Source organism: Streptomyces siamensis, from assembly GCF_039543605.1.
In the GTDB taxonomy this organism is placed as follows: Bacteria; Actinomycetota; Actinomycetes; order Streptomycetales; family Streptomycetaceae; genus Streptomyces; species Streptomyces siamensis.
In genome coordinates this window covers 121,698-148,331 of the sequence record NZ_BAABKB010000010.1, presented here as the reverse complement: position 1 = coordinate 148,331, position 26,634 = coordinate 121,698, and the positions used below count along the sequence as shown (strand labels likewise).

General features: G+C 70.9%; 22 protein-coding genes. 11 read left to right on the top strand and 11 right to left on the bottom strand.

Annotated features, from left to right (window positions below):
- Positions 1 to 64: 64 nt before the first annotated feature.
- From ABEB03_RS17190 to ABEB03_RS17180, 3 genes are all read right to left on the bottom strand, one after another.
- The gene (locus tag ABEB03_RS17190; RefSeq protein WP_345649081.1) at positions 65 to 877 is read right to left on the bottom strand and encodes an SAM-dependent methyltransferase; all 813 of its coding nucleotides are present in this window, start codon (positions 875 to 877) and stop codon (positions 65 to 67) included.
- A 39-nt stretch (positions 878 to 916) separates the two neighbouring features.
- Positions 917 to 1,780: a helix-turn-helix domain-containing protein gene (locus tag ABEB03_RS17185; RefSeq protein WP_345649078.1), complete on the bottom strand. Its 864-nt coding sequence runs from the start codon at positions 1,778 to 1,780 to the stop codon at positions 917 to 919.
- Positions 1,781 to 1,915: 135 nt separating this feature from the next.
- Positions 1,916 to 2,248 (bottom strand): hypothetical protein, encoded by a 333-nt coding sequence (locus ABEB03_RS17180; protein ID WP_345649075.1) that lies wholly within the window; start codon positions 2,246 to 2,248, stop codon positions 1,916 to 1,918.
- 1,131 nt (positions 2,249 to 3,379) lie between these two features.
- Between ABEB03_RS17180 and ABEB03_RS17175 the strand changes: the two genes are divergently transcribed.
- Positions 3,380 to 3,796, top strand: a complete 417-nt coding sequence (locus ABEB03_RS17175; RefSeq protein ID WP_345649073.1) for a hypothetical protein — start codon at positions 3,380 to 3,382, stop codon at positions 3,794 to 3,796.
- A gap of 12 nt (positions 3,797 to 3,808) precedes the next feature.
- Here the strand turns inward: ABEB03_RS17175 and ABEB03_RS17170 are convergent, their stop codons facing one another.
- Positions 3,809 to 4,681 (bottom strand): helix-turn-helix domain-containing protein, encoded by an 873-nt coding sequence (locus ABEB03_RS17170; protein WP_345649071.1) that lies wholly within the window; start codon positions 4,679 to 4,681, stop codon positions 3,809 to 3,811.
- Between the two features lie 165 nt (positions 4,682 to 4,846).
- Between ABEB03_RS17170 and ABEB03_RS17165 the strand changes: the two genes are divergently transcribed.
- The 3 genes from ABEB03_RS17165 to ABEB03_RS17155 all read left to right on the top strand — a co-directional run bounded on the left by ABEB03_RS17165 (position 4,847) and on the right by ABEB03_RS17155 (position 7,761).
- Positions 4,847 to 5,965 (top strand): ADP-ribosylglycohydrolase family protein, encoded by a 1,119-nt coding sequence (locus tag ABEB03_RS17165; RefSeq protein ID WP_425589254.1) that lies wholly within the window; start codon positions 4,847 to 4,849, stop codon positions 5,963 to 5,965.
- A 759-nt stretch (positions 5,966 to 6,724) separates the two neighbouring features.
- Positions 6,725 to 7,030 carry a 4a-hydroxytetrahydrobiopterin dehydratase gene (locus tag ABEB03_RS17160; RefSeq protein ID WP_345649068.1) on the top strand — a complete coding sequence of 102 codons (306 nt, stop codon included), beginning with the start codon at positions 6,725 to 6,727 and terminating at the stop codon, positions 7,028 to 7,030.
- A 5-nt stretch (positions 7,031 to 7,035) separates the two neighbouring features.
- Positions 7,036 to 7,761: a class I SAM-dependent methyltransferase gene (locus ABEB03_RS17155; RefSeq protein WP_345649065.1), complete on the top strand. Its 726-nt coding sequence runs from the start codon at positions 7,036 to 7,038 to the stop codon at positions 7,759 to 7,761.
- A 12-nt stretch (positions 7,762 to 7,773) separates the two neighbouring features.
- On the opposite strand, the gene ABEB03_RS17150 is transcribed toward ABEB03_RS17155, so the two are convergent.
- Both ABEB03_RS17150 and ABEB03_RS17145 read right to left on the bottom strand, forming a co-directional pair.
- On the bottom strand, positions 7,774 to 8,244 hold the full coding sequence (locus tag ABEB03_RS17150) for a hypothetical protein (RefSeq protein ID WP_345649062.1): 471 nt from the start codon (positions 8,242 to 8,244) through the stop codon (positions 7,774 to 7,776).
- Positions 8,241 to 8,774, bottom strand: a complete 534-nt coding sequence (locus ABEB03_RS17145; RefSeq protein ID WP_345649532.1) for a hypothetical protein — start codon at positions 8,772 to 8,774, stop codon at positions 8,241 to 8,243. The genes ABEB03_RS17150 and ABEB03_RS17145 overlap by 4 nt, the downstream gene beginning before the upstream one ends.
- A 138-nt stretch (positions 8,775 to 8,912) precedes the next feature.
- Here ABEB03_RS17145 and ABEB03_RS17140 point away from each other — a divergent pair, with 138 nt between their 5' ends.
- Together ABEB03_RS17140 and ABEB03_RS17135 are read left to right on the top strand one after the other, a co-directional pair.
- Entirely contained in the window at positions 8,913 to 9,857 is a 945-nt protein-coding gene (locus tag ABEB03_RS17140; protein WP_345649059.1) for a helix-turn-helix transcriptional regulator, read from the top strand.
- A gap of 88 nt (positions 9,858 to 9,945) precedes the next feature.
- Complete coding sequence (locus ABEB03_RS17135) at positions 9,946 to 11,820, top strand: rhamnogalacturonan lyase (RefSeq protein ID WP_345649056.1); 1,875 nt, start codon at positions 9,946 to 9,948, stop codon at positions 11,818 to 11,820.
- Positions 11,821 to 11,911: 91 nt separating this feature from the next.
- On the opposite strand, the gene ABEB03_RS17130 is transcribed toward ABEB03_RS17135, so the two are convergent.
- Together ABEB03_RS17130 and ABEB03_RS17125 are read right to left on the bottom strand one after the other, a co-directional pair.
- Positions 11,912 to 14,587, bottom strand: a complete 2,676-nt coding sequence (locus tag ABEB03_RS17130) for a cellulose binding domain-containing protein (protein ID WP_345649053.1) — start codon at positions 14,585 to 14,587, stop codon at positions 11,912 to 11,914.
- 134 nt (positions 14,588 to 14,721) lie between these two features.
- Positions 14,722 to 17,637, bottom strand: a complete 2,916-nt coding sequence (locus tag ABEB03_RS17125) for a glycoside hydrolase family 48 protein (RefSeq protein ID WP_345649050.1) — start codon at positions 17,635 to 17,637, stop codon at positions 14,722 to 14,724.
- Positions 17,638 to 17,889: 252 nt separating this feature from the next.
- On the opposite strand from ABEB03_RS17125, the gene ABEB03_RS17120 reads away from it, so the two are divergent.
- The 3 genes from ABEB03_RS17120 to ABEB03_RS17110 all read left to right on the top strand — a co-directional run bounded on the left by ABEB03_RS17120 (position 17,890) and on the right by ABEB03_RS17110 (position 22,248).
- Positions 17,890 to 19,368 (top strand): cellulose binding domain-containing protein, encoded by a 1,479-nt coding sequence (locus ABEB03_RS17120; RefSeq protein ID WP_345649045.1) that lies wholly within the window; start codon positions 17,890 to 17,892, stop codon positions 19,366 to 19,368.
- Positions 19,369 to 19,402: 34 nt separating this feature from the next.
- Positions 19,403 to 21,118, top strand: a complete 1,716-nt coding sequence (locus ABEB03_RS17115) for a glycoside hydrolase family 6 protein (protein WP_345649042.1) — start codon at positions 19,403 to 19,405, stop codon at positions 21,116 to 21,118.
- A 212-nt stretch (positions 21,119 to 21,330) separates the two neighbouring features.
- Entirely contained in the window at positions 21,331 to 22,248 is a 918-nt protein-coding gene (locus tag ABEB03_RS17110; RefSeq protein ID WP_425589253.1) for a class I SAM-dependent methyltransferase, read from the top strand.
- Between the two features lie 27 nt (positions 22,249 to 22,275).
- On the opposite strand, the gene ABEB03_RS17105 is transcribed toward ABEB03_RS17110, so the two are convergent.
- A complete protein-coding gene (locus ABEB03_RS17105) occupies positions 22,276 to 22,689 on the bottom strand; it encodes a hypothetical protein (protein ID WP_345649039.1) in 414 nt (137 codons plus the stop codon).
- 329 nt (positions 22,690 to 23,018) lie between these two features.
- Between ABEB03_RS17105 and ABEB03_RS17100 the strand changes: the two genes are divergently transcribed.
- A complete protein-coding gene (locus ABEB03_RS17100) occupies positions 23,019 to 23,720 on the top strand; it encodes an SDR family oxidoreductase (RefSeq protein ID WP_345649036.1) in 702 nt (233 codons plus the stop codon).
- An 81-nt stretch (positions 23,721 to 23,801) separates the two neighbouring features.
- Here ABEB03_RS17100 and ABEB03_RS17095 read toward each other — a convergent pair whose 3' ends face one another.
- Together ABEB03_RS17095 and ABEB03_RS17090 are read right to left on the bottom strand one after the other, a co-directional pair.
- The gene (locus tag ABEB03_RS17095; RefSeq protein ID WP_345649033.1) at positions 23,802 to 24,494 is read right to left on the bottom strand and encodes a glycoside hydrolase family 75 protein; all 693 of its coding nucleotides are present in this window, start codon (positions 24,492 to 24,494) and stop codon (positions 23,802 to 23,804) included.
- A gap of 205 nt (positions 24,495 to 24,699) precedes the next feature.
- Positions 24,700 to 25,491, bottom strand: coding sequence for an aldo/keto reductase (locus ABEB03_RS17090; protein WP_345649526.1), 792 nt, complete (start codon positions 25,489 to 25,491; stop codon positions 24,700 to 24,702).
- Between the two features lie 354 nt (positions 25,492 to 25,845).
- Between ABEB03_RS17090 and ABEB03_RS17085 the strand changes: the two genes are divergently transcribed.
- The gene (locus ABEB03_RS17085; protein ID WP_345649030.1) at positions 25,846 to 26,631 is read left to right on the top strand and encodes a heparin lyase I family protein; all 786 of its coding nucleotides are present in this window, start codon (positions 25,846 to 25,848) and stop codon (positions 26,629 to 26,631) included.
- The last annotated feature ends 3 nt before the right edge of the window (positions 26,632 to 26,634 follow it).

Sequence of the window (26,634 nt, the reverse complement as noted above, 5' to 3'; positions counted from 1 at the left end):
TCACCCCGTGTCTCGAACCTAGGGGCGGGCGCGGGAGCGCACCCGTTCACGGCACCCGTACGGGTCAGGACTTGACGGCGACCCCCGCGTACACCGGGACGGGACCCTCCGCCTGCGCCGCCAGGTCCTCCTCCTCCGGGCGCCACTCGGAGACCGCCACCACGCCCGGATCGACCAGCTCCAGACCGTCGAAGAACCGGGTGAACTCGGCCCGTGAACGGGGATAGAAGGGCGTCCCGCTCCGGCGGAACAGCTCGGCGGCCTTCGCCACACCCTCCGGACTGATGTCGGAGGTCACCTGGGACAGCACCAGGAAGCTGCCCGGCACGAGCGCGTCGACGTACCCCTTGAGCAGCCCGTACACGTCGTCCTCGCCGGCGTCGCCCAGATAGTGGGTGAGCGCGACCAGCGACAGCGCCACGGGCCGGGTGAGGTCCAGGGACTCACCGGCCAGCCGCAGGATCGTCTCGGGGTCCCGGACGTCGGCGTGCACGTACTCGGTGGAACCCTCGGCGCTGCCGTGCAGCAGCGCCTGCGCGTGACGCAGCACGATCGGGTCGTTGTCGGCGTAGACGATCCTCGACTCCGGCGCGCTGCCCTGGGCCACCTGGTGCAGGTTCGGCTCCGTGGGGATGCCCGTCCCGACGTCCAGGAACTGCCGTATCCCCGCCTCGGCGGCGGCCCGCGTCGCCCGGTGCATGAACCGGCGGTTGGCGCGCGCCCCGCGCACCGCTGTGCCGTCCGCCGCGAGGATCCTGCGCGCCAGCTCCTCGTCCACCGGGTAGTTGTCCTTGCCGCCCAGCCACCAGTCGTAGACGCGAGCGGGGTGGGGCCGGCTGGTGTCCACGCGGGTGGGCGCGGCTTCACGTTCGGTCATGCGGCTGCTCCTCAAGGTGCTCGATGGGTGCGACGCGTCTCAGAAGCTCTCGCGGAACTCCTGGAGGATCTTCCTGGTGCGCTGGACGGACGCCGCGTGGGCGGACATGAGGTCGAGGACCTCCAGGTGCTGCGACACCTCCGGGCGCGAGTCGAGGTACAGGGCGCCGGTGACGTACTCGCTGTACACCATGTCCGGCAGCTCGGGCTCCGCGAAGCGGAACAGCGCGAACGACGTGTACGTCCCCGGGTGCGGGCCGCTCGCGTACTCGGCGACCTGGAGCGTGACGTGATCGCCCTCCATGGCCACGAGGAGCCGGTCGATCTGGTCGCGCATGACCCCGCCGTCGATGCTCACGGGCCGGCGCAGCGCCGTCTCGTCCATGATCACCCACAGGTGCGGCGGGTTCTCGCGGGTGAGCAGCTTCTGCCGGTTCATGCGCAGCGCGACATGCCGCTCTATGGCCTCAGGGCCGGTCTGGCCGACCGTCCCGGCCTCCAGCACGGCGCGCGCGTAGTCCTCGGTCTGCAGCAGACCGGGAACGAAGTGCGGCTCGTACGAGCGGATCATCCGGGCGGCACCCTCGAGACTGACGTGCATGCTGAACCAGTCGGGCAGCACGTCGTGGAAACGCTGCCACCAGCCCGGCCGGTTCGCCTCCTCGGCCAGCGCGACGAACGTGCTCACCTCGCCGTCGGCCACCCCGTACGTCTCCAACAGCATCTGCACGTAAGGGATCTTGAGGGCGACCTCGGCCATCTCCATGCGCCGTACCGTCGCCGGGGCGACCCGCAGCACCCGGGCCGCCTCCTCGCGCTTCAGCCCGGCGGCCTCCCGAAGCTCCTGCAACCGCCGCCCCAGCACCACCTGCCCCACGGTGGGCGCAGCCCGCCGCTCACTCACGCCACGCCTCCCCACGCGCCGAAGTCTGCGTGCAGTGTGTCATGTTCGCGGACAACCCTCAGGGGGTCCGGGGCAACGCGGCGGTGGACAAAGGGCTTTGTGGCACCCAGGGTGCGGGCACCGGTGAACGGGCGCTCAGAGGCCGACCGGCGACGCGTCGTCGCGGGGCCGGGGGCGCAGCCGCGTCAGCAGGCACTCCTCCAGTACGGACGCGTAGATGGCGGCTCGGGTGGCGGCGGGGTGGCTCGACGGCCAGATCCCGCGGCGGAAGACACACCGGCGACCGCGGAAGCGCACCACGGTCGTGGCGGCGACGACCACGTCGCTCGTGGCGCCGGGCACGACCTCGCAGGTGAGCGAATCCAGTTCGGCGCCCCGCCGCTCGCACAGGTCCTGGACGACCCGGCGGGCGGACCGCAGGAACGCGTCCGCGTATTCCCGCGGCCCGCCCGGGCCGACGCGGATCACTCAAGACGTCAACCGGAACGCCCGCGATCGCACCGTGTGTCTGTTGCGAAGCGTTCCATATTCCTTGCCCGGTCATGGAGGTCTCGGAGACCGGGCCCAACTGACGATCAGCGCAGGTCCTGGAGAAATTCCCTCATCAGGGTGAATGAGGTACTTCTCGGTGCTCAAAAGGTCCTATAACTCTCACGGCCCGAGCCCGGCGGGCCGACAACCGCCGGTGTCGGCCCGACGGGGACGAGAAGTTGCCCATCATGGATCTCAGTGGTCCGATCGAAGGCGCTGTCGTGATCGCGGCAATCCGCGTGGAGCGGACCGCCGCTCACACGTGCCCTTGGGAAAAGGACTGAAGTTTCAGACAGCTAGGGCGGTTTCCTGTATTCGGGGAGGCCCATACGCACTCCACCACCCCGTGTCGCCGTCTCCAGGACTCGTCCAACCGGTCGGCTCAGAGGGCGGACTCCTCAAAGCCGCTGGGCTCGCGAAACCTGCCGAGTGGACTGTACGAGAGCTCCTGACGAGCTTCGTGTCACTCATGTCTGAGTACGGGAAGGCCTCCATCGAGGTGATCGCCCGGGTGGTGGGCCACAGGGGTACTGCCACGACCGAGAGGGTGTACCGGAAGCAGCTTCGTCCAGTGATCACCGAAGGAGTCGAAGCTATGGACACAGTCTTCGGGGGCGACCAAAAGGCAGCGACGCGTACCCGAACGGGGCCTCTGGACGAGTAGTTCCGAATGTGTTCAACCGGCGGCCTGGTCCCGTCGAGCAGCGACATTCTCGGAAAGGCATGCCACGCCGTCACACGCCCCGTTCCCCTCGGGGCCGGCCAGCACCCAGTTCGACGGCGCGTCGGAGTCGTTCACCAGGCGTCCGCCGGCCGCGAGTGCTGCGGCCATGGCTCCCCAGCACACATCCTGTTCTGAAGTCACCGCTCGTGACCTGGAACGGAGCGTCCTCGGCGCGCCCCGTCGTCATTACCTCCGACGTAATCGACCGGCCCCCGGGCCGCCCGGCATGGTGGGCGTACTGGTTCCCGGGCCGGCGCACTCCGGTCCGGGGCCAGGCAGTCCCCACTGCAGGACTCCCTGCAGGCGACCCGCTGGAATCCGACCTCGACGGAGGGTGATCCGCCATGTCCGCAACCCAGTTCGCAGCCCTGGCCCGCACGACCGAGCCGCGCACCGCGCTGCGCCGGTTCCTGGTGCTGGACGCCCTGGTCACCGGCGCCAACGCGGTCGCCTACCTGGCCGCCTCCGGGCCGCTCGGGAGGCTGCTCGGTGTCGGGTCCGGCCTGCTGCTCGAACTCGGCCTCGTCCTCGCGGTGTACGCCGCGGCCGTCGGTCTGCTCGCTTCGCGGGCCGAGCCGTCCACGTGGGCCGTGCGTGCCGTGATCGAGACCAACCTGGCCTGGACGCTGCTGAGTTTCGCAGCCGTCGCCCTGTGGCTGTCGCCGAGCACCGCGGGCGCCGTGTGGGGCGTGCTGCAGGCGCTCACGGTGGCGGGTTTCGCGGCGCTCCAGTACGCGGCACTGCGGGCCCGCGAAGCCTGAGCCGGGTGAGCCTCAGGACAGCATCGACCGGAGGTACTTGACCGTCGCCGGGTCGGCCGGGAGGAACGTCTCGATGGCCAGCTCGGCGACGGTCACGTCCATCGGCGTGTTGAAGGTGGAGATGGACGAGATGAACGACAGGGTCCGGCCCTCGTGCTCGATCTGCATCGGCAGCGCGAAGTACGGGACCGGGCCGATGGGTTCGTCGTCCTCCTCCGGCTCCGGGACCGGGTACGCCGCCACCTCCTCGTACAGGGCACGCAGCGGTTCCGAGCGGCGCAGGGCGATCTGACGGTCCGTCTGGGCGAGCAGATGATCGCGCCACGCGCGCAGATTGCGGATGCGCGGTGCCAGCCCCTCCGGGTGGAGGGTGAGCCGCATCGCGTTCAGCGGGGGTTCGAGGAGGTGCTCCGGAACGCCGTCCAGGAGCATGGCGATGCCCCGGTTCGCGGCGAGGACGTTGTACGTGGCGTCCACCACCAGCGCCGGATACGGCTCGTAGCCCTGGATCAGCCGTTCCACGCCCTCGCGCAGGGCGTCCATCGAGGGGTCGTCGAGCGGTGTCTCCGGGTAGTGCGGCGCGTAACCGGCCGCGAGGAGCAGCGCGTTGCGGTCCCGCACCGGGATGTCCAGGTGCTCCGCGAGACGCAGCACCATCTCCTCGCTGGGGCGGGAGCGGCCCGTCTCGATGAAGCTGATGTGACGGGCCGAGGATCCCGCGCGCAGCGCGAGCTCCAGCTGGCTCACCCGCCGCTGTTCCCGCCAGCCGCGCAGCAGCGGGCCGACGCCCTGCTCGGCACGGCGCTCCTTGCCGGCGCCGTGCACGGCGCCTCTGCCGGCGGGGGCACTGGGAAGCATGGCGGCTCCGGACGCGACAATCCTCATACGACGACCGTAGTCGAGGAACGGCGACGGCGGCCGGGCAGCAGCCACCGCGGGCCGGCCGAGGAACGGCTCGTGAGCGGGGCGGAGATCGGCGCAGTGAGCGGTACGGAGGACGGCGAGTGAGCGGTACGGAGGGCGGCGAGTGAGCGGTACGGAGGGCGGCGAGTGAGCGTGACCGGGATCGGGCGTCCGGACTGGCAGACCGAGGCGGTCTACCGCGCACGCGTGCGCGGCTGCCTGCTCGGCGGCGCGATCGGCGACGCCCTCGGCTATCCGATCGAGTTCGTCTCCCTCGAAGGGATCCGCTCCGCGCACGGTCCCCGGGGCGTGACCGGTCTCGTACCCGACGCGGACGGAGTCGTGGGACGGGTCAGCGACGACACCCAGATGACGCTGTTCACCGTCGAGGGGCTCGGGCAGGCGCACGCACGCGAGCGCCGCAAGGGCATCGGCGGCGGCGCACCACGGCTGGTGCGCTGGGCCTACGAGCGGTGGCTGGACACCCAGCGCAGGCCCGGCCCCGCGGACAGCGCGTTCTCCGGCTCAGGAGGGCACGGCCCCGGCGGATACGCCGGCCCCACCGGTGGTCTCGCCGCGCAGCCCTGGCTCTACGCCCGCCGCGCCCCCGGCAACGCTTGCCTCTCCGGGCTCGAACACGACCACGTCCCCGACCCCGCTCTGCGGCTCGGGCCGCCGGGGGCGGTGAACCCCCAGTCCAAGGGGTGCGGTGCCGTCATGCGCTCCGCGCCCTTCGGGCTCGGCCCCGTGACGGAGGACGTCGCCTTCGGGCTCGCGGCCCGCTGCGCCCAGATGACCCACGGCCACCCCACCGGGTACTACGCGGCCGGGGCGCTGGCCGCGATGGTCGTGCACCTGGTCGCGGGGGAGTCCGTCGAGAGCTCCGTCCTGCGGGCGCTCAGGCTGCTCGCCCGGCACCCCGGCCACGAGGAGACGTCGGCCGCCCTGCGGTGCGCCCTGGAGCTGGCCGACGCGGGCGAGCCCGGCGCGGAGCAGGTGGAGCGGCTCGGCGCGGGCTGGGTCGCCGAGGAGGCCCTCGCCATCGCGGTGTACTGCGCGCTGGCCCGTCCCCGTGTGGCCGACGCACTGCTGCTGTCCGTCAACCACTCCGGTGACAGCGACTCCACCGGCGCCATCTGCGGCAACCTGCTCGGCGCCCGCCACGGCGACCACGGGCTTCCGCAGGAGTGGCTGGAGCGGGTCGAGGGACGGGCATGGATCGCAGCGACCGCCGACGACTTCGCGGCGGAGTGCGTGCGCCGCTGAGCCGTGCCGGGTGCCGCCGGTACTCAGCCCCGGGCAGGCGACCCGTGCGGGGCACCGCCGCGGAATTCGTTCTCCGGCAGGCGTCCTTGCCGGGGAAGGCCCCGGCCACGGGAAGCCCCGGCAAGGGGAAGCCCCAGGCGGGGAGAGCTCTGGTCGAGGAAGAGCTCGGTCGGCGGAGGCCCCGGTCGGCGGAGGCCCCGGTCGGGGCAGCCCCCGCCGTTCCGCCGTTCGGGGCAGCGGGGTCGGCCCCTGCGGCTCTTGCGGAGCGTGGGTACGAGGTCGGCCCTTCCGGAGCCCCGGGAAGGTCGACCTTTGCGGAGCCCCGGGAACGAGGTCGGCCCTTGCGGAGCCCCGGGAACAAGGTCGACCCTTGCGGAGCCCCCGGGAACAAGGTCGACCCCTCCGGAGCCCCGGGGACAAGGTCGACCCTCCGGAGCTCGGGGAGTGAGACCGGCCTCTGCCGAACCCCGGGGAGCGCGGCGGGTCCCTCCCGAACCCCTGGGAGCGCGGCGGGTCCCTCCCGAACCCGGGGAGTGAGGCCGGTCCTGCCGAACCCGGGGAGTGAGACCGGTCCTGCCGAACCCGGGGACCGAGGCCGGCCCGAACCCGGGGACCGAGGCCGGCCCGAACCCGGGGACCGACGCCGGCCCGAGCCCGGCGGGCCGACAACCGCCGGTGTCCGCGGAGCCGGGCGCGAGCCCCTGTGGCACGCTGAGGAATGCGGGAATCCGCAGCCCTTCCCCCGAGAGGAGCGAGGTCATGGCCGTCGAGCCACTGTCGCAGAAGGAGATCGAGGACCGGCTGGCCGAGCTGCCGGGCTGGTCGCTGGAGGGCGACCGCCTCGCCCGCTCCTACCGGCTCGGCTCGCACTTCGCGGCCACCGCGATGGTGGTGCACATCGCACAGGTGCAGGAGGAGCTCGACCACCACTCCGACCTCACCCTCGGCTACAACACGATCTCCCTCACGGTGAACACGCACAGCATCGGCGGCGCGGTCACCGAACTCGACTTCCGTCTCGCCCGCAGGGTGGAGGACCTCGCACCGGGGCACGGGGCACACTGACCCACGTGCTGGACTACGACAAGGAAGCGGACGACTACGACGCGACGCGGGGCGGCGAGCCACGCGCCGCCGCGGCGGCGGGTTCGGCCCTCGGGCTGGTGCCGGCCGGCGCGCGCAGCCTGCTCGATGTCGCCTGCGGCACGGGGATCGTCACGCGCCGCCTCGCCGCCGGCCGGCCCGGACTGCGCGTGACGGGCGTCGACTCCTCCGCGGGCATGGCCCGCACGGCCGCCGCGCGCCTCCCGGGTGCCGTCGTCCTCGGCGACTCCCGTCGACTCCCCTTCACGGACGGCTCGTTCGACGCGCTCACGGTCATCTGGCTGCTGCACCTGCTGGCCGACGCGGAAGCCGTGGTGGCCGTGGTGGCCGAGGCCGCACGTGTCCTGCGGCCCGGCGGCGTCCTCGTCACCACCGTGGACAAGGACGCCGCGCACCACGTGGACAGCGACATCGACGTGCTGGCCGCGCCCTACCGCACCGGGCACGCCACGGACGGGGCCGCGCTCGTCACGGCGTACGCCGCCGCGCACGGTCTTCTCCCGAGCGGAACCGCCCGCTTCCCGGGGCACGGCCAGGGCCGCGTACCGCGTCGGCTGGCCCGCCGCATCCGGGACGGCGAGATCTACCCCGCAGGCGGCTCCGAACTCGCCGACCGCGTAGAGGCCTTGCCGGACCCGGACTCGCCGCGCCCGGACCCCGAGTACACCCTGCGGGCGTACCGCCGGGTCTGAGCCGGACCGCCGTCACGCCGGCCGGCGGCGGGTGAACTCCATGACCCAGTTGGTCACCCAGGTCCGCTCCCCGTCCACCGAGAAGGCCTGCTCCCAGCGGGCTGTGGTCGCCGAGATCCCCGACCACACGAAGCGGACCCGTACGTCCTTCCCGTCGTGCGTGTCGTCCCCGAGGAACTCGCCGCGCCCGTCGGGCCCGAACCGCCCGTACACCGGAGGGAAGAGCCTGCCGCTGCGGCTGCTGGACCAGTGCAGCGACCACCGGCGCGCCTCCGGGTCGAAGAGCCGCAGGGTGAGCCCCTGCCAGCCGAGGTCCGGCACGTCGATCTCGTCGATGTCGGCGGCCCCGTCGAACAGGCTTCGGCAGTGGCTCGTGGCGGGGAACTCCTCCCAGCCGCCGTCGGGGTCGAGGAAGTCGGTCAGCCGGCGGTTGTGGACGTCCCAGTCGCCGAGCAGGAAGTCGAAGTCGTGCGGGGTGCTCATGAGCGGTCTCCGGTGGTTCCCTCGGGCAGCGAGTCGGCCAGGTAGGCCTTCAGATCGGGGGTGTCGGGGGCGAGCAGGTGCCGTACCCAGGCGTCGCGTTCGTGCAGGATCGGCGGCAGTTCCCAGACACAGCCGATCCAGGGCCGGCCGGGCACGACGAAGTGCGTGGGGTCACGATCGGGGCAGCCCAGTACCGGCTGGCCCGCAGCCGCGCCGCCGAACTGCAGGACGTTGTCCCACACCCAGCTGTAGACGTTGAGGTACGCGCCGTCGTCGCCGCCGCGGTGCAGCACGACGAAGCCGGCCGGCGGGGTGCCGTCCGTTTCGGGGAGCAGCCGCGGCAGTATCGCGTACGCCGCCCGCTCGACCTCGGGCGCGATGCCGGCGGGGTCCGCGGTGACGTGGTAGCGCTTGATGTGCCGTCCCGCCACCTCGATGGGCGGCGGAACGGTCAGGTATTTCTCGCGGAAGCCAGCGGAGGTCCCCGGCACGTCAGGGGTGGTCCCCCGGTCGTCCGGAGCGGTCGCCATGGCGTCCGGAGCGGTCGCCATGGCGTGCGGGGCTGTCTCCCCGGGGTGCGGGGCGGTCTCCCGGGGGTCCGGGGAGGCCGAGAAGGTCGTCGAAGCCATGACCGGACGCTAGGCCCGCTCCACTGACATCCTGTGTCAGTGAAAGCCGGCCGACTCGTCTCGATCCTCCTCCTGCTGCAGACCCGCGGCCGGATGACCGCCGCCCAGCTCGCCGAGGAGCTGGAGGTCTCGGTGCGGACCGTGTACCGCGACGTCGAGGCGCTGGGCGCGGCCGGCGTGCCGTTGTACGGGGACGCGGGCCACGCCGGCGGCTACCGGCTCCTCGACGGCTACCGGACGCGTCTCACCGGCCTCACCGCCGGGGAGGCCGAGGCCCTCTTCCTCGCGGGCGTCCCCGGACCGGCCGCCGAACTCGGTCTCGGCCCGGTCCTCGCCGCCGCCCGGCTGAAGGTGCGCGCCGCCCTCCCGCACGAACTGCGGGGACACGCGGACCGGATCAGCAGCCGTTTCCATCTGGACGCGCCCGGCTGGTACGCGGACGCCGACGACACCCCGTACCTGCCGGCGGTGGCGGACGCGGTGTGGAACGGGCGCGTCCTGCGGATCCTGTACCGCCGCTGGCGCGAGCCGACCGACGTGGAGCGTCGGCTGGAGCCGTACGGTCTCGTCCTCAAGGCGGGCCGCTGGTACGTCGTGGCGGGACCGGGCCCGCGTACCTACCGCGTCGACCAGATCCTCGAACTGGCCTCGACGGAGGAGGAGTTCACCCGCCCCGAGGACTTCGACCTGGCCGCGTACTGGACCGCCTACCAGCAGGAGTTCCACCGGCGGCTGCGTCGTGGCCGGGCCGTCGTCCGGCTGGCTCCCGGAAGCCGTCCGAGCGGACCGCTGGCCGACGCGGTGGCCGCCGACGGCCGTACGGACGAGGACGGTTGGACGCTGGTGACCGTGTCCATCGAGTCCGTCGACCAGGCGCACGACGACTTCCTGCGGCTCGGTGCGGCGGTCGAGGTCCTGGAGCCGCCGGAGCTGCGCGAGCGGATCGCCGCGACGGTGCGGGAGCTGGCACGCCGGTACGGGTAGAGAGCGCTTGCTGATGAGCGGCAACTCCCTTGCGGGCGGCGGCGACTGAGGGGACGGAATCCGTCTGTCCTCCCAGGAGGTACCCACCGTGCAGCACCCGCACAGGCAGCACCGCAGACGCGTGATCGGCTCGGCGACGGCGGCCGCGGCGGCACTCGTCGCCGCCGGACTCACCGCCCTCGGCACAGGATCGGCCCAGGCCGCCACGGCCCGGCAGGTCGAGGGCCTCGACCGGGGCGTCGTCAGCGTCCACACCGACAGCGGCAACCTGGTCAGCTGGCGCTGGCTGGGCACCGACCCGAACGACGTGTCCTTCAACGTCTACCGGGCCGGCACGAAGGTGAACCCGTCCCCGGTCAGCGGCTCCACGAACTACTTCCACTCCGGCGCGCCCGCGCAGGCCGACTACACGGTCCGCGCGATCGTGAACGGCGTGGAGCAGGGCGACTCGGTGCACGCCGTCCAGTTCCGCACCGGCTACAAGGACGTGCCCCTCACCCCGCCGGCCGGCGGCACCACACCCGACGGGGTCGCCTACACCTACGAGGCCAACGACGCCTCCGTCGGCGACCTCGACGGCGACGGACAGCTCGACTTCGTCCTCAAGTGGCAGCCGACGAACGCCAAGGACAACTCCCAGTCCGGCTACACCGGCGACACGATCGTCGACGGCATCAAGCTCGACGGCACCCGTCTGTGGCGCGTGGACCTGGGCAGGAACATCCGCTCGGGCGCCCACTACACCCAGTTCCAGGTGTACGACTACGACGGCGACGGCAAGGCCGAGGTCGCCATGAAGACGGCGGACGGCACGACGGACGGCCGGGGCACGGTGATCGGCAGCTCCTCCGCGGACCACCGCAACTCCAGCGGCTACGTCCTGTCCGGACCCGAGTACCTGACCATGTTCGACGGCCTGACGGGAGCCGCCATGGGCACCGTCGACTACGTCCCGGCCCGCGGCACCGTCTCGTCCTGGGGCGACTCGTACGGCAACCGCGTCGACCGGTTCCTCGCCGGGACCGCCTATCTGGACGGCAGCCGGCCCTCGTTGATCATGGCGCGCGGCTACTACACCCGCACCGTCGTCGCGGCCTGGGACTGGCGCGGCGGCGCGTTCACCCGGCGCTGGACCTTCGACACCAATTCCTCGACCAACAGCGGAAAGGGGTACGACGGCCAGGGCAACCACCAGTTGTCCGTGGCGGACGTCGACGGCGACGGCAAGGACGAGATCGTGTACGGCTCGATGGCGGTGGACGACGATGGCTCCGGGTTGTGGACGACGAAGAACGGCCACGGCGACGCGATGCACGTCGGCGACCTCGATCCGTCCCGCGCGGGCCTGGAGGAGTTCAAGGTGGACGAGGACTCCAGCAAGCCGTCGTCGTGGATGGCGGACGCGAGGACCGGTGCCGTCCTGTGGTCGACGGCCGCCGACGGCGACAACGGCAGGGGTGTGTCCGGGGACGTCTGGGCGGGCAGCGCGGGGGCCGAGTCCTGGTCCTCCAAGGTCGACGGCGTCCGCAATCCGAAGGGGACCGTGGTGGCGAGCCGCAAGCCGGGCAGCGTCAACTTCCTGTCCTGGTGGGACGGAGACCCGGTCCGTGAACTCCTCGACGGCACCCACGTCGACAAGTACGGCACGTCCGCCGACACCCGCCTGCTGACCGGCGCGGGCGTCCACTCGAACAACGGCACCAAGGCGACCCCGTCGCTGTCCGGAGACCTGTTCGGCGACTGGCGCGAGGAGGTCGTCTGGCCGACGACCGACAACACGGCGCTGCGTATCTACTCGACGCCGTACGAGACGACGACGAAGATCACCACCTTGCTGCACGACACCCAGTACCGCACCGCGCTGGCCTGGCAGAACACCGCCTACAACCAGCCCCCGCACCCGAGCTTCTTCCTGGGAGACGGCATGCCGACCGCGCCACGGCCGGCGGTGTACGCGCCGTGATCCGCTGAGGCGGCGCCCGCGGAGAACGCGCCGGGGCAGTCGCGCGACCCCGTCGCGCGGCTGCCCCGTACGTGTCCTGATCCCCGGCCGGTCAGGTCACCGTGCAGGTCCGGTCGTCGAGCCGGAACGACGCGGGTCTCGTGTTCGTGCCCGTCCAACTGCCCGTGAAGCCGAAGCCCACCGACGAACCCGGTGCCACGGTGGCGTTCCAGCTCACGTTCCTCACGGTCACGGCCGTGCCGTCCTGGGTGTGGTCCGCGTTCCACAGCTGGGTGATCCGCTGGCCGTCCGGGAACGTCCAGCCGAGCGTCCAGCCGTTCCAGGCGCTCGTGCCGGTGTTCGTCAGGGTCACGTCCGCCTGGAAGCCGCCCGACCACTGGTTGGTGATCCGGTAGGTCACCGCGCAGGCACCCACCGGTGCCGGATCGGTGCCACCGCCACCGTCGCCGCCGCTCGTGTCGGAGGTGTCGCCGTAGACGATCCCGCGACCGTTCGTCGACACGTACACCCGCCCGTAGACCCGCGGGTCGCCGGTGATGGCCGCGCCCGTCCAGCCCCACTGGTGGGCGTCGTCGTTGATGCGGGTCCAGGTCGCGCCCTTGTCGGTGGACCGGAAGATCCCGCGGACTCCGCCGATCCTCGCGCTGGTGTAGAGCGTCTGGTACGAGGCGCCGGTGGCGGCCTTGCCGAAGCCGATGGTGTCGGCCTGCTCCACTCCGGCCAGCCCGGTGAAGCTCGCGCCGCCGTCCGTCGAGTGCCACAGCCCGTACGCCCCGTCGCTCGCGCCGCCCGCCAGCCACACGTCGCCCTTCGTGCCGGGCAGCGCCTTGAAGCGCACGCTGTCGCCGCTCGGCAGTCCGCTCGCCGGGGACGCGGTGAAGGTGGCGCCGCCGTCCGAACTCACGTAGAACGTGCCGGACTTGAAGCCGTAGAAGGTCTTCGGGTCGGCCCGGTCGGACTCGACGCGGGCACCGGCCGGGATGCCGGAGGACGCCGACCACGACGTGCCGAACCCGGTGGTGTACTGCACCCCGGTGCCGGACGGGCTCCACACGAAGCGGCTGCCGTCCGAGGCCGCGGCGACCGTGCCGCCGCCGGTGACGCCCGAAGGGTCGGTGCCCGCGAACCAGTTGGCGCCGTTGTCGGTCGAGAAGCCGATGTGCGGGCCGGAGTCGAGGTCACCGACCCGGACCACCGTGTTCGGGTTCGTCTCGGCGTAGTCCAGGGCGGTCGTGGTGGTGAGGTTCGGCGAGGTGTACATCATCGAGGGGACCTTGGTGAGATCCGTGTGCCGGAATCCGCCGATGTCACCCAGCGCGCTGAGCAGTGGAGCACCCGACGGGGGAGAGGCGAGGTCGTTGACGGCCGTCTCCTCCAGGCCCCGGACCATGGGTTCGACCGTGAACGTGCCCCCGCTGTCCCAGTCGGTGAGGTTCTCGGTGCCGTAGACCGTCGCGCCCGTTCCGTACATCATCCGTGCGGAGTCGAACGGATCGATCTCCAACCCCTCGGTCATCCAGCCGAGTTTGGGGGTCTGCTCGGGCGGTGCGGGATTCGCGCCGAAGGTCAGCCAGGGCACGGAGGAGACGTCCATCGTGTAGCGGTTCGAGCGGTTCGGGTACGAGGTGTAGTCCCAGGCCTTCGTCCAGGTGCCGCCGCTGTCCGTGGACCGGAAGATCTGGGTGTCCGGCCACCAGGAGCTGTACGCCGTCGCCATCACGGTGCCGGGGTGCTGCCGGTCGACGGTCAGTCCGCCGAACCCGTAGTAGGTGTCGGCCTCCGCGACCGGGCTGATGTCCGTCCAGGTCCCGCTGCGGGTCGCGTACCGCCACAGCCGGCCCTTGCCGCCGTCGTACGGGTCGCCCTTGTCGCTGTAGGCGAGATACAGGTAGCCGTTCGCCGCGTCGAGCACGCCCTTGTGGGCGAGGTAGCCGGTGGGCTGTCCCGCGAGCCGGGACCAGGTCGTGCCGCCGTCCGTCGAGCGGTAGACCGCGTTGTCCTTGTCGGCGACGCCCACGTAGACCGTCTGCATCGTGCTGCCCTTCGTGCCGGTCGACTCGTCGAAGGTGACCCAGACGATCCCTTGGTTGTCGGACGCGTAGCCGCTGGTGTCGGTGGCGTCCTGGACGTAGTTGCCGGCGTTGGGGAACGCGGTGACCCGCGACCAGCTCGCCCCGGAGTCCGTGGAGCGCCACAACCCCTTGCCGCTGGGCGCGCCGAGATACAGCACGCTGTTTCTGTTGGGGTCGACGGCCAGCCGCTCGCCCATCCCGCGACCGGGCATGTTGCCGCCCAGCTTGAACGGCAGGTCGGCCTTCTGCCAGCCGGCGCCCCGGTCCGAGGAGCGCAGCACCGCGCCGTTCGTCGGGTCCCAGCTGTTGGTGTACGTGCCGACCGCGGCGTACACCTTGTCCGGGTCGACGGAGTCCGAGGCGAGGCTGACGACTCCGGTGTGGCCCCACTCGTCCCAGCCGACCGAGTCGAGCAGCGGCGTCCAGCTCTTGGTGGACTCGGTCCAGCGGTAGGCGCCGCCGATGTCGGTACGGGCGTAGGCGAGGTTCTTCTCGGAGCGGTTGAAGACGATGCCGGGGACGAATCCGCCGCCGTCGATCCGGGCGTTCTTCCAGGTATAGGTGTCCGCGGCGACCGTCGTCTTCGCGGTGTCCGTGGATCCGGCGGCCGTCGGGGCGTCCGCGGCCAGTGCGGGCGGTGTGCCGGCCAGTAATCCGGCCGCGAGCACGGCCGTCAGGATGCGGGTTCTGCGCACGGTGGGGTCCTCTCCGGGGAATGCGGGGGAGGGAAAGGCGCGAAGGCCGGGCGGCCCTCAGTGCGGGTGAGGGACCGCCCGGCCGGGGCCCTGCCGTCAGGAGCAGGGCCGTGTACACGGAGCCTCAGCGGGGACTATTCGAGCAGCTCCGCGTACGAGCCCATGGCGAGTGCGATGTCCGCCTGGGCCCAGAAACGGTGGTACGTGAAGGAGGGCGCGGCGCCGCCCGCCAGATAGCTCTCGATCTTCGACCAGGCCGGGTCGCTCTTGTAGAAGGACCGGAGCGAGGCGAAGGTCGAGGAAGAGTTGACCTTGTCGCCGTTCGGCATCGTGCCGCTGAAGCCGCTCGGGACGTACACGCCGTCGTCGAAGCGGTTGTAGTCGGCGCGTGTCTCCGGGACGGCAATGCCCAGACCGTCCTGGTAGTTGCTCCACATGCCGTCGAGGAGCGCCTTCGCCGTCGTCTTCGCCTGGGTGTTGCCGGACTTGGCGGCGTAGTACGACAGGGTCTTGGCGTACGCGGCGGCCACCCCGACGTCGTTCGTGTAGTCGGCGACGGTGACGTGAAGTCCGCTGTTGGCGCCGGGACTCGACGCGTTCCAGGTGTCCGGGGCGCCGGACCACTGGAGGGTGGACGGGATCCGGTAGGTGCCGTCCGGGTTGACGGTCGTCCTGGACAGCGCCCAGGAGACCCACTTGTCGAGGATCGCCTTGGCGCTCGCGTTCCCCGTCTGCTGGTAGTACTCGGCGACCCGCTCCATCGACCACGCCTGGAAGCCGAACCACTGGTTGGACGGCGGGTCGTGGTACACCGGCTGCTGGTCGTAGTACATGCCGTAGAAGGTCGGTGTGCCGGCCGGCGGGGTCGCGTAGCGGCCCGCCCAGCTGTTGGTCGCGCCGCCCGCGATGGCGCCCTCGTCCGACTGGAGCCAGCGGTAGAACTCCAGCTGCCGGCCGAGCGACTTGGCCCAGTCCGCCTGTCCGGTGGCCGACTTGGGCTTCAGGTCGGCGTTCGAGCTCAGCGCGTAGGCCGCCAGCGGGTTCTGGTAGCCGCCGTGCGTGTGGCTGGAGCCGATCCGCCAGGCCCATCCCGCGGAGGTGTCGGTGGCGCCGCCCCACGCGTAGTACCAGGACAGCAGGTAGTGCGAGGCGTCCTTGCCGGAGCCGGCCGCGCAGGTCGACGGGCCGACACAGTTGCCGATCTTCTTGAAGTACTTGTCGTACATGGCGTAGCGCAGATAGTCGCCCATCTTCGCGGCCTTGCCGACGGTGGTGGACACGTCGCCGCCCTTGCCCTGGGCCTTGGCCCACACGTCGGCCCAGTAGGCGGCCTGCACCGCGCGCGCGTCGGCGTCGGGGGCGTCGGTGTACTTCCACTGCTTCGCGTACGAGGAGTCGCCGGTGAACAGGTCCAGATACCCGTTGGTTCCGCCGTACTTGAACGCGTCACAGGTCGGCTGCGGCACCGTCTCCCACACCGACTCCTGCGCGCCGCGCTGGAAGGTGTTGATGTAGGAGGGGCCGGTCGCGGTCGGGCCCGCCTCGCACTTGCCGGGCTCGTCGCCGTAGCCGTAGACGTTGTCGACGTCCTGGAGCCAGTGCATGCCGTACACGTCGTCCGTGCCGTACGCGCTCTTCAGCTCGGAGGCGATCGGGTCCGGTCCCACGGAGACGCCGGTGTCGAGCTTGGCCGGGTACTCGTCGGGGGTGTCCAGCTCGGGGGCGTACGTCGCCGGTTTCGAGGCGTTGTAGAAGGAGTTCGTCGGCTGGTCGGCGTGCGTGGGGATCATGTACGTCTCCATGGTCTGCCACGCGGCGTTGAACTTGGACCAGTCGCCGGTGACCTTCCCGTACATGGCCTGCAGCCAGATCAGATAGCTGTACGCCTCCGACGTCGTCTCGTGTCCCTGGTCCGGCGCCTCGACGATCAGCGTCTCCACCGCGTGGTAGGGGATGCCCTCGGGGGAGAAGTAGCCGTTCGCAGGGTCGGTGATCTTGCCGTAGAGGTCCAGGAACCGTGCGTCGTACGCCTTGGAGGCGGCCAGTTCCGTCACGGTGACCGTGGCCTTGGTGTGGCCGGTCGCCGAGGCGGTGAAGGTGGCGGCGCCGGTGCCGGAGGAGTCGGCGGTGATCGTCACCTTCTGCGCGGTGTTCCAGTTCGACGGTGTGAAGGTGAGCGAGGAGCCGCCCGTGACCGACAGGCCGCTGTTGCCGTCCGTCCGGGCCACCGCGACCGTCACGTTCGCCGACGGCTGGGTGGACAGCTTCACGTCGAAGGTGCCCGTCCTGCCCTGCTGGACGCCGAGCTGGGACGGCGAGGCCACCACGGCGGGACCCGAGGCGACGGTGATGCCGACCGGCGTGGAGTCGGCGGACGCGCCGAGACTGTCGTACGCCTTCGCGATCAGCGAATGACTGCCCACGGTCAAGCCATTGGCCGACAGCGTGTACGGCGAGCTCGTGTCGGCGCCGAGCAGTGTGGTGTCGTCGTAGAACTCGACCCTGCTGACGGTCGCTCCGTCGGCGGCGGCCGCGGTCGCGGCCAGTGGCACGGCGTCGCCCTGGGAGTAGACGGCTCCCGCGGTGGGGCTGGTCAGCACGGTCACCGGCGGCTGGTGCGCGCCGGCGCAGGTGGTGCCGTTGACCGTGAAGGAGGTGGGGGCGGTGTTGGTGCCGCTGTACGTGAACTGGCCCCCGGTGGTGACGGCGGCCCCGGCGGCGATCGTCCCGTTCCAGTCCGCGTTCTTCACCGTGACCGTCCTGCCGGACTGGGACCAGGTGCCGTTCCAGCCGTTGGTGAGGGTCTGGTTGCCCGCGTAGGCGTAGCTGAGGGTCCAGCCGGCGATCGCGTCCGTGCCGCGGTTGGTGATCGTCAGATCCGCGGTGAATCCGGAGCCCCAGTCATTGGTCCTGTAGTCGACGCTGCACTGAACTGCCGCTGCGTGTGCGGGAGTTGTACCCGTCGCCAGGGTCGTCAGGGGGAGTGTCAGGGCCGCCACGACAGCGGTCCACAGACGTCGCGACGTGCGACGTCCCGGTCTGGGGAGCATGTGCTGGTTCCTCCTTGCGGCTCGGAGAATGGGGGAGGAGCAACAAGCCTTGAACCAGTGGGAGCGCTCCCATAGTGGAGAGCGGGCTGTGAGCGGTCAAGGTGCTCGGTGAGTCGAAATGATTCGATTGATCAACAACGCAACACCTCTGTCCTTTGCGGACACTTGGCGCTAGCTTCAACCGCACCAGTGGGAGCGATTCCATCAGTCGACGCGTCCGTCACGACGCGCCCGAGCTGCAAGGAGTCGCTCATGCGACACCCCCCGCGTTCAGGACTTTTACTCGTCGGCGCCGCCGTCGCCCTCGTGGGCACGGCGATCGCGCCGACGGTCACGGCCTCGGGAGCCACTCCCGCGTGCACGGTGGAGTACTCCGTCACCAACCAGTGGGACTCCGGTTTCCAGGGTGCCGTGAAAATCACCAACAACATGGCCTCGGTGAGTAGTTGGAGGCTCACCTTCGACTTCGCCCAGGGCCAGAAGGTCACCCAGGGCTGGAACGCCGAGTGGTCCCAGTCCGGCACGTCGGTGACCGCGGCCAACGAGAGCTGGAACGGCTCGCTGGCCTCCGGCGCGAGCGTCAGCGCCGGCTTCCTGGCCTCCTGGTCCGGGAGCAACACGGCACCGACCGCATTCAAGCTCAACGGCACGGCGTGCAACGTGGACGGCGAGCCGACCCCCACCGATCCGCCGCCCACCGATCCATCCCCCACCGGCGAGGCGCCGAAGCTCCACGTGTCCGGGAACAAGCTCGTGGACGCCGGCGGCGCCACCCGCCGGATGCTCGGAGTCAACCGCTCCGGCGGCGAGTTCATGTGCGTCCAGGGCTACGGCATCTTCGACGGGCCGGTCGACGACGCCGCCGTCGAGGCGATCGCCGACTGGAAGGCCAACACGGTCCGCATCCCGCTGAACGAGGAGTGCTGGCTGGGCCTGTCCAACATCAAACCCGAGTACGGCGGAGCCGACTACATCGCCGCCGTCAAGGACCTGGTGGCCAAGGTCGAGGCGCACGGCATGACCCCGCTGGTCGAACTGCACTGGAGCTACGGCCAGTACACCGGCAACTCCGCCGGCTGCTCCGACGTGCACGCCACCTGCCAGAAGCCGATGCCGGACGCGCAGTACACCCCGTCGTTCTGGTCCTCGGTCGCAGGCACCTTCAAGGACGACCCGGCCGTCGCGTTCGACCTGTTCAACGAGCCCTACCCGGACCGCGCGACGTCCACCACCACCCAGGCGTGGACCTGCTGGCGGGACGGCGGCACCTGCCCCGGCATCTCCTACGAGGTCGCCGGGATGCAGGACCTGGTCGACGCCGTCCGCGGCACCGGCGCCAGGAACATCATCCTGGCCGGCGGTCTCGCGTACTCCAACGACCTCAGCCAGTGGCTCACGTACAGGCCGTCCGATCCCACCGGCAATCTGGTCGCCGCCTACCACGTCTACAACTTCAACACCTGTGCGAGCGAGAGCTGCTGGAACTCGACACTCGCCCCGGTGGCGGCCCAGGTCCCGCTCGTGGCCGGGGAGATCGGCGAGAACACCTGCTCCCACGGCTTCGTCGACACCGTCATGAAGTGGTTCGACGACCGGAACCTCTCCTACCTCGGCTGGACCTGGAACACCTGGGACTGCTCCTCGGGCCCCTCCCTGATCTCCGACTACGACGGAACCCCCACCTCGTACGGCATCGGGCTGCGCGACCACCTGCGCGCCCTCAACGGATGAGACACACACGTCAACGGATAGGACACCCGCACTCATGAGTCGCACCAGAACAGCGTTACTGGCGAGCCTGGTCCTCCTCGGCAGCGCGACCACGACCGGCACCGCCGCCGCCGTCGTCGCCCCCGAGCCCGGCATCGCAGCCGTCCCCTGCACCGTGGACTACAAGGTGCAGAACCAGTGGGACACCGGCTTCACCACCGCCGTCACCGTCACCAACAACTCGGCCGCGAAGTCGTCCTGGTCGGTGAAGTGGTCGTACGCCGGGAACCAGAAGGTGACCTCCGGCTGGAACGCCAGGATCACCCAGAGCGGCACGGCCGTCACCGCCGCCAACGAGAGCTACAACGGCACCCTGGCGAGCGGCGGTTCGGTCAGCTTCGGCTTCAACGCCTCCTACAGCGGCACCAACGCCCTGCCGACCAGCTTCACGCTCGACGGCGTGACCTGCAACGTCGACGACGGAGGCGGCGGCGACCCGGACCCTGGTCCGGACCCCTCCGGCAGGGTCGACAACCCCTACGCCGGCGCCAAGGTGTACGTGAACCCCGAGTGGTCCGCGAAGGCCGCGGCCGAACCCGGCGGCAGCCGGATCTCCAACCAGCCCACGGGCGTCTGGCTCGACCGGATCGCCGCCATCGACGGCGCGGGCGGCAGCATGGGCCTGCGCGCCCACCTCGACGCGGCGCTCGCCCAGAAGGGCAGCAACGAAGAGGTCGTCCAACTCGTCGTCTACGACCTGCCCGGACGTGACTGCGCGGCCCTCGCGTCCAACGGCGAACTCGGCCCGACGGAGATCGACAAGTACAAGACGCAGTTCATCGACCCGATCGCGGCGATCCTCTCCGACAGCAAGTACGCCTCGCTGCGCATCGTCACCACCATCGAGATCGACTCGCTGCCCAACCTGGTCACCAACACCGGAAGCCGCGCCACCGCCACCCCGCAGTGCGACACCATGCAGGCCAACGGCAACTACGTGAAGGGCGTCGGCTACGCCCTGGCCAAGCTCGGCGCGATCCCCAACGTCTACAACTACATCGACGCCGGACACCACGGCTGGCTCGGCTGGGACGACAACTTCGGCCCGTCCGCGACCCTGTTCAAGCAGGCGGCGACCAGTGAGGGCGCGACCGTCGACGACGTGCACGGCTTCATCACCAACACCGCCAACTACAGCGCGCTCAAGGAGAACAACTTCACCGTCAACGACTCGGTGAACGGCACCACCGTGCGCCAGTCCAAGTGGGTCGACTGGAACCGGTACGTCGACGAGCTGTCCTACGCGCAGGCCTTCCGCAACCAGCTCGTCTCGGTCGGCTTCAACTCCGGCATCGGCATGCTGATCGACACCTCCAGGAACGGCTGGGGCGGCAGCGCACGGCCCACCGGTCCCGGCGCGACGACCAGCGTGGACACCTACGTCGACGGCGGACGCTACGACCGTCGCATCCACATCGGCAACTGGTGCAACCAGTCCGGTGCCGGCCTCGGCGAGCGTCCGCAGGCCGCCCCGGCGACGGGCATCGACGCCTACGTGTGGATGAAGCCCCCGGGTGAGTCCGACGGCTCCAGCTCGGCGATCTCGAACGACGAGGGCAAGGGCTTCGACCGCATGTGCGACCCGACGTACACGGGCAACGCCCGCAACGGGAACAACCTGTCCGGCGCCCTGCCGAACGCCCCGCTGTCCGGGCACTGGTTCTCCGCGCAGTTCCAGCAGCTGATGGCGAACGCCTACCCGGCGCTGTAGTTCCGGCGTACGGATGATCCGCCGGGGTCGGGCCGCGACGGCCGGGCCCCGGTGGATCGCACACCCACCGCGGTGGTCCTCCGAGACGCGGCGCCGCACCGCGCCGCCACTCATGGGGCAGCCCCGGACGGCCGGGGGACGGGCGGACCGGGATTTTGCCGTTCGAGCAATACGCCTGGCCGTTTCCGGGAGCGGTGGCGCACGCTGTCGGCATGCCGAACGAGAGGCCTGCGACCATGCCACAGCACCACGACCACAGCTCGCACGGGCACGCCCCGCACGACCACACCCATGTGGACTTCGCCGACATGCTCCCGCTGCTGGTGCAGGAGGCCGAGTTGTACGCCCCGGCCTACGTCGAGGCCGCGGCCTGGCTGCGGGAGGTGCGCCCCGGAGCGGAACTGGTCGTGGACGCGGGCAGCGGCCCCGGCGTCATCTCCTGCCTCCTCGCCGACGCCTTCCCGGCGGCGCGCGTGGTCGCCGTGGACGTCGCCGGATCCCTGCTGGCGGAGGCCCGCGTCCGCGCCGAGCGGCTCGGTGTCGCCGACCGGTTCAGCACGGTTGAGGCCGAACTCGCCGACGGGCTCGGCTTCCTGGACTACCCGGCCGACCTGGTGTGGGCCAGCAGGTCGCTGCACCACGTGGGCGACCAGCGCGCCGCTCTCGCCGGGTTCGCGGAAGGTCTCGCGCCCGGCGGCGTGCTCGCCCTCCTCGAAGGCGGCCTGCCCAGCCGGTTCCTGCCGCGCGACTTCGGCCTCGGCCGACCCGGTCTCCAGGCCCGGGTCGACGCGGCGCAGGAGGAGTGGTTCGCGAGGATGCGGGCCGACCTGCCCGGCGCGGTGACCGAGACGGAGGACTGGCCCGCGCTGCTGACCGCCGCCGGGCTGCGCCACACGGCGACCCGCACATTCCTCCTCGACCTGCCCGCCCCGCTCTCCGACGAGGCCCGCGCCTTCGTCGTCAGCTCCCTCACCCGGCGCCGCGACGGCCTCGCCGAGGCCCTGGACGCCGACGACGTCGCCACCCTCGACCGGCTGGTCGACCCGGACGACAAGGCGAGCGTGCACCACCGCCCCGACGCGTTCCTGCTGACGGCGATGACCGTCCACGTCGGCGTGAAGCCCGCGTGATCACGGGACTGGGCCGTGTCTGTCGGATCATGCCGGGCCCGCGACGCCCGGCACCGCACCTCGCGGCGTTCTCGTCAGTCGCCGATGCTCCGCATGGACTCCCTCCTCGGCCTTGCGATGCACGGCACCGGACGCCGCGGGCTGACCCGACCTGATCCGAAAGACACGACCCGGGCACCGGCCGGGGCGGGCGAACACCGTGATCCGCGCGCCCCGCACCCGCCGTGTGCCGCACTCCACGAAGTGCGCCGCGAGGGTCCGCCGCTTGACGGCCTCGCCCGGCGTCGCGTCGAGCGGCTGACCCGCGGGGTCGCGGACGGCCACGATGCGGGGAGTCGCCAGCATGCGTGCCCGGATCACCTCCGCGGGCACCTCCGTGCCGTACAGGGTGTGCGAGGCGACGGGCCCCCGGTCCAGGGCCAGGTCGCGCAGCCCGCGCACCGAACCGGGATCCGGCAGCGACCACACCCGGCGCCGGGCCGGTACAGGCCGTGCACGGCGTCGGCACCGGCCAGCGTCGCCCAGAGGTCCGGCAGGTCGCGCCGCGCCATGTCGTACGTGACCGCCTCGTCGCGCCACAGGGTGCCGTCACGCCCTGCCCGACGTGCCGTTCCGGCGGACGTGTTGAGGTGTGCGGCGCCACGAGGGGCCTTGCGTCGTGTGCACGCCGGGCCAGTCGTCCGGCGCCGGGCCGGGGCTGGGGGCCTTGACTTCGAGAGTGCTCCAAGTGATGAACTCGCGGCGTTCACCGAACTCTTATGGGGGTAACCATGACCGACTCTCCTGCCGCGCTCATCACCGGGGGCGGGAGCGGTATCGGCGCCGCGGTCGCGCGGCGGCTGCTCGACGCCGGGCGGCGGGTGACCGTGACCGGCCGCGGCGAGGAGCGCCTGCACGCCTTCGCCGAGGAACTCGGGCGCCCCGACAGCCTGTTGACGATTCCCGGCGACGCGTCCGACTACGAGCACGTGGCAGGGGCGGTCGAGGCGACGCTGAAGGAATTCGGGCGGCTCGACACCGTCGTCGCCAACGCCGGCTTCGCCACGCACGACACGGTCGCGGACGGCGACCCGGCGGGGTGGCCCGAGATGGTGCTGACCAATGTGCTGGGTCCTGCGCTCCTCATCCGGGCCTCCATCGAGGCGCTGAAGGAGAGCAAGGGCCGGATCGTGCTGATCGGCAGCGTCGCCGGACACGTCTTCACGCCCGGCAACATCTACGGCGCGACCAAGTGGGCGGTGACCGGACTCGCCGAGAACACCAGGCGGCAGGTCACCGAACACGGCGTCGGCGTGACACTGATCTCGCCCGGCCGCGTGGAGACCCCGTTCTGGGACGCCTACGGCAGCCTGCCGCCGGGCCACCTGCTCACCGCGGACCAGCTCGCCGAGTCGATCGTCTGGGCGATGAGGCAGCCGAGCGGTGTCGATGTGAACACCGTGGTCGTACGACCGGTCGGCCAGCCCGTCTGACCCGCCGCGCGAGCGTCAGGGGGAATCGCGCGACCGGCCGCGCACGGCCCGCGATTCCCCCCGACGCGTTTCCAGGGCAGGTCAGTTGTTCTGCAGGAACTGCTTCGCCAGCGAGTCACCCAGCGACACGGCCGCACTGTGACTCTCTATCGGGGACACCTGCGAGTTCTTGAAGAGGATGTAGGTCACGCCGGAGTCGGTGCCCCCGGTCTCCGGGTCCGGGTCGATGCCGAGCGCCTTCGCGGTGGCGTACGAGGCCTCGCCGATGATCTGCGTGGGGCCGGTGTCGCCGACGACCGCGTACTCGACCTTGTTGTTGTAGATGACGGCGACCACGCCGCCGCCCTTGATGCCCGCGCTCGTGTACTTCCAGATGCTGCTGGAGCTCGGCACCACCACGTAGGGCAGCGAGTCCGCGCGCAGCGGCTTGCCGTCGGACTGGTGGAAGGCGGTGTCGTCCTGGAACCAGGGGTCGGTGTCGCCGTTGCACTTGGTGGTGACCTGGCCGTCGCAGTCGATGTCCATGTCGGCCTTCCAGAACACCGCGCCGTTCTTGCCGCAGACGGGCACGGTGGCCGAGGTCTCCTCGTCGGTCCGGTACTTGCCGTTCGAGATCTGCGAGCAGGACGTCACCTTGGCGAGCAGGTCGGCCGCGCTGACCGAACCCTCCTGCGCCGATCGGGGGGTGGTGCCGGAGGCACTGGCCGGGAGTGCCGCGGCGGCCAGGAGCGCGGCGCCCGCGGCCGCGGCGAGGGTCAGTGTTCGAGAACGCACTGTGGGGGACCCTTCTGTTAGGAAACTTTCCTTACCGGGTTGCCGTACAAGGTGGACCCGCTTGCATGACCGCGTCAACCCCTGCGGGGGACTTGGTCCGGTCCAAGCCGCCATGACTCAAAGCGCCCGGAGGGCGGGGGAGTTGGAAAGAACATCGGCCCGGACGCACGGTGCGCGTCCGGGCCGACAGGTGTTCCGGGACGGCTCAGCCCATGTCGAACGTCGCCGGGTTGGGGCCCAGACGGCGGTCTTCGTTGAGCGCGCTGATCGCGGCGATGTCCTCGGCGTCCAGGGAGAAGTCGAACACGTCGATGTTCTCCTCGATCCGGGCCGGGGTCACGGACTTCGGGATCACGATGTTGCCCAGCTGGAGGTGCCAGCGCAGCACGATCTGAGCCGGAGTGCGGCCGTGCTTCTGGGAGATCGCGACGATCGCCGGGACCTCCAGCAGGCCCTTGCCCTGGCCGAGCGGGGACCAGGCCTCGGTGGCGATGCCCTGCTCGGCGTGGTACTCACGGGCCGCGTGCTGTTGGAGGTGCGGGTGCAGCTCGATCTGGTTGACCGCCGGGATGACGGACGTCGCCTCGATCAGCTTCTCCAGGTGCTCCGGAAGGAAGTTGGAGACACCGATGGCCTTCGCGCGGCCGTCCGCGTGAATCTTCTCGAAGGCCCGGTACGTGTCGACGTACGTGCCCCGGGACGGCAGCGGCCAGTGGATCAGATACAGGTCCACGTACTCCAGGCCGAGCTTCTCCAGCGACGTGTCGAAGGCGCGCAGCGTCGCGTCGTACCCCTGATCGCCGTTCCAGAGCTTGGTGGTGACGAAGAGGTCCTTGCGGGAGATGCCGGAGGCGGCGATGGCCTTGCCGGTGCCCTCTTCGTTGCCGTAGATCGCGGCGGTGTCGACGCTGCGGTACCCGGCCTCCAGCGCGGTGGCGACAGCCCGCTCCGCCTCGTCGTCCGGCACCTGCCAGACGCCGAAGCCCAGCTGCGGCATCTCGACGCCGTTGTTCAGGATGATCGGGGGGACCTTGCTCACGAGCTCTCGATCCTTCAGTCGTCGGGTGGTACTCCCATGGTCAACGATCACGCGCCGTGATGCATTCCTGACCCGTGGATTCCCTGTGGATCCATGGTGCGGGCCGGGTGCCGGTGCCGCGCGTCGGCGGAGGTTGGCCGGAAAGGGATCCGGTCCCTCGGTCCGGACCATTGACCGGAACCCGTCATCCCGCGACTCTGTACGCATCGCTGAACACGTCGGCGAACAACGTGCATGCATGTGAACGACCCTCGCGTGCGTCCGGGCCCGACCCGACGCGCACACCCCCACTCAGGACGAGGTGAGTCAGTCATGAGCACATCCAGAAGAGCCCTGCTGGGCGCGGCGCTCGGCACCACCGCGGCGGCCGCGGCCGGCCTGCCCGCCGGCACCGCCCACGCCGCCTCCTGGCAGCTGAAGTGGTCCCCGTCGGCGAGCGCCGACGGCCTGGGCGCCTTCGAGACCGTCGAGGACGACCGCGCCGACTCGCACCCGGCAGGCCGGCCGCACATCCGGACGAGCGGCGACAACTGGCGGTTCACCATGCACACCGTCGACCGCGACACCTCCACGGACCGGCAGCGCCACGAGGTCACCGGACTGCGCACGAGCGGCAGCAACTACCTCACGTGGCAGGAGGGCCAGACCTGGCGGGTCACGTACTCGATGTACATCCCGAGCTCGCTCAAGGCGACGACCACCTTCACCCACATCATGCAGATGAAGCAGCCCGGCAACGGGACCTCGCCCATCGTCGTCCAGTCCCTGCGGCGCGTGAACGGCGTGCAGACCGTCGAGCTCAAACTGGCCGTCGCCGACGTCCTCGTCGGCCGGACCGACCTGGAGCCGCTCCAGAACCGGTGGATCGACGTCGACTTCCAGATCAAGGTCGGCAACGGCTCGGCGGGTTCCGTGCGCTGGATCCTCAAGAACGGCGCGACCACGGTCGTCGACGCGTCGAGGGCGGGCGTCGACACCTTCCTCGCCGACCGGGTGCGGCCCAAGTGGGGCATCTACCGTTCCCTCGGCGACACCTCAGGATCCCTCCAGGACTGCTACCTGCTGCTCACCAAGTTGCGCGGCTACCAACTGGTCTGAGCG

Bases quoted from the DNA above. Each gene is read 5' to 3' on its own strand.
- ABEB03_RS17190 (WP_345649081.1), bottom strand. From the start codon at position 877: ATGACCGAACGTGAAGCCGCGCCCACCCGCGTGGACACCAGCCGGCCC.
- ABEB03_RS17175 (WP_345649073.1), top strand. From the start codon at position 3,380: ATGTCCGCAACCCAGTTCGCAGCCCTGGCCCGCACGACCGAGCCGCGC.
- ABEB03_RS17170 (WP_345649071.1), bottom strand. From the start codon at position 4,681: ATGAGGATTGTCGCGTCCGGAGCCGCCATGCTTCCCAGTGCCCCCGCC.
- ABEB03_RS17160 (WP_345649068.1), top strand. From the start codon at position 6,725: ATGGCCGTCGAGCCACTGTCGCAGAAGGAGATCGAGGACCGGCTGGCC.
- ABEB03_RS17150 (WP_345649062.1), bottom strand. From the start codon at position 8,244: ATGAGCACCCCGCACGACTTCGACTTCCTGCTCGGCGACTGGGACGTC.
- ABEB03_RS17145 (WP_345649532.1), bottom strand. From the start codon at position 8,774: ATGGCGACCGCTCCGGACGACCGGGGGACCACCCCTGACGTGCCGGGG.
- ABEB03_RS17125 (WP_345649050.1), bottom strand. From the start codon at position 17,637: ATGCTCCCCAGACCGGGACGTCGCACGTCGCGACGTCTGTGGACCGCT.
- ABEB03_RS17120 (WP_345649045.1), top strand. From the start codon at position 17,890: ATGCGACACCCCCCGCGTTCAGGACTTTTACTCGTCGGCGCCGCCGTC.
- ABEB03_RS17115 (WP_345649042.1), top strand. From the start codon at position 19,403: ATGAGTCGCACCAGAACAGCGTTACTGGCGAGCCTGGTCCTCCTCGGC.
- ABEB03_RS17110 (WP_425589253.1), top strand. From the start codon at position 21,331: ATGCCGAACGAGAGGCCTGCGACCATGCCACAGCACCACGACCACAGC.
- ABEB03_RS17100 (WP_345649036.1), top strand. From the start codon at position 23,019: ATGACCGACTCTCCTGCCGCGCTCATCACCGGGGGCGGGAGCGGTATC.
- ABEB03_RS17090 (WP_345649526.1), bottom strand. From the start codon at position 25,491: ATGCCGCAGCTGGGCTTCGGCGTCTGGCAGGTGCCGGACGACGAGGCG.
- ABEB03_RS17085 (WP_345649030.1), top strand. From the start codon at position 25,846: ATGAGCACATCCAGAAGAGCCCTGCTGGGCGCGGCGCTCGGCACCACC.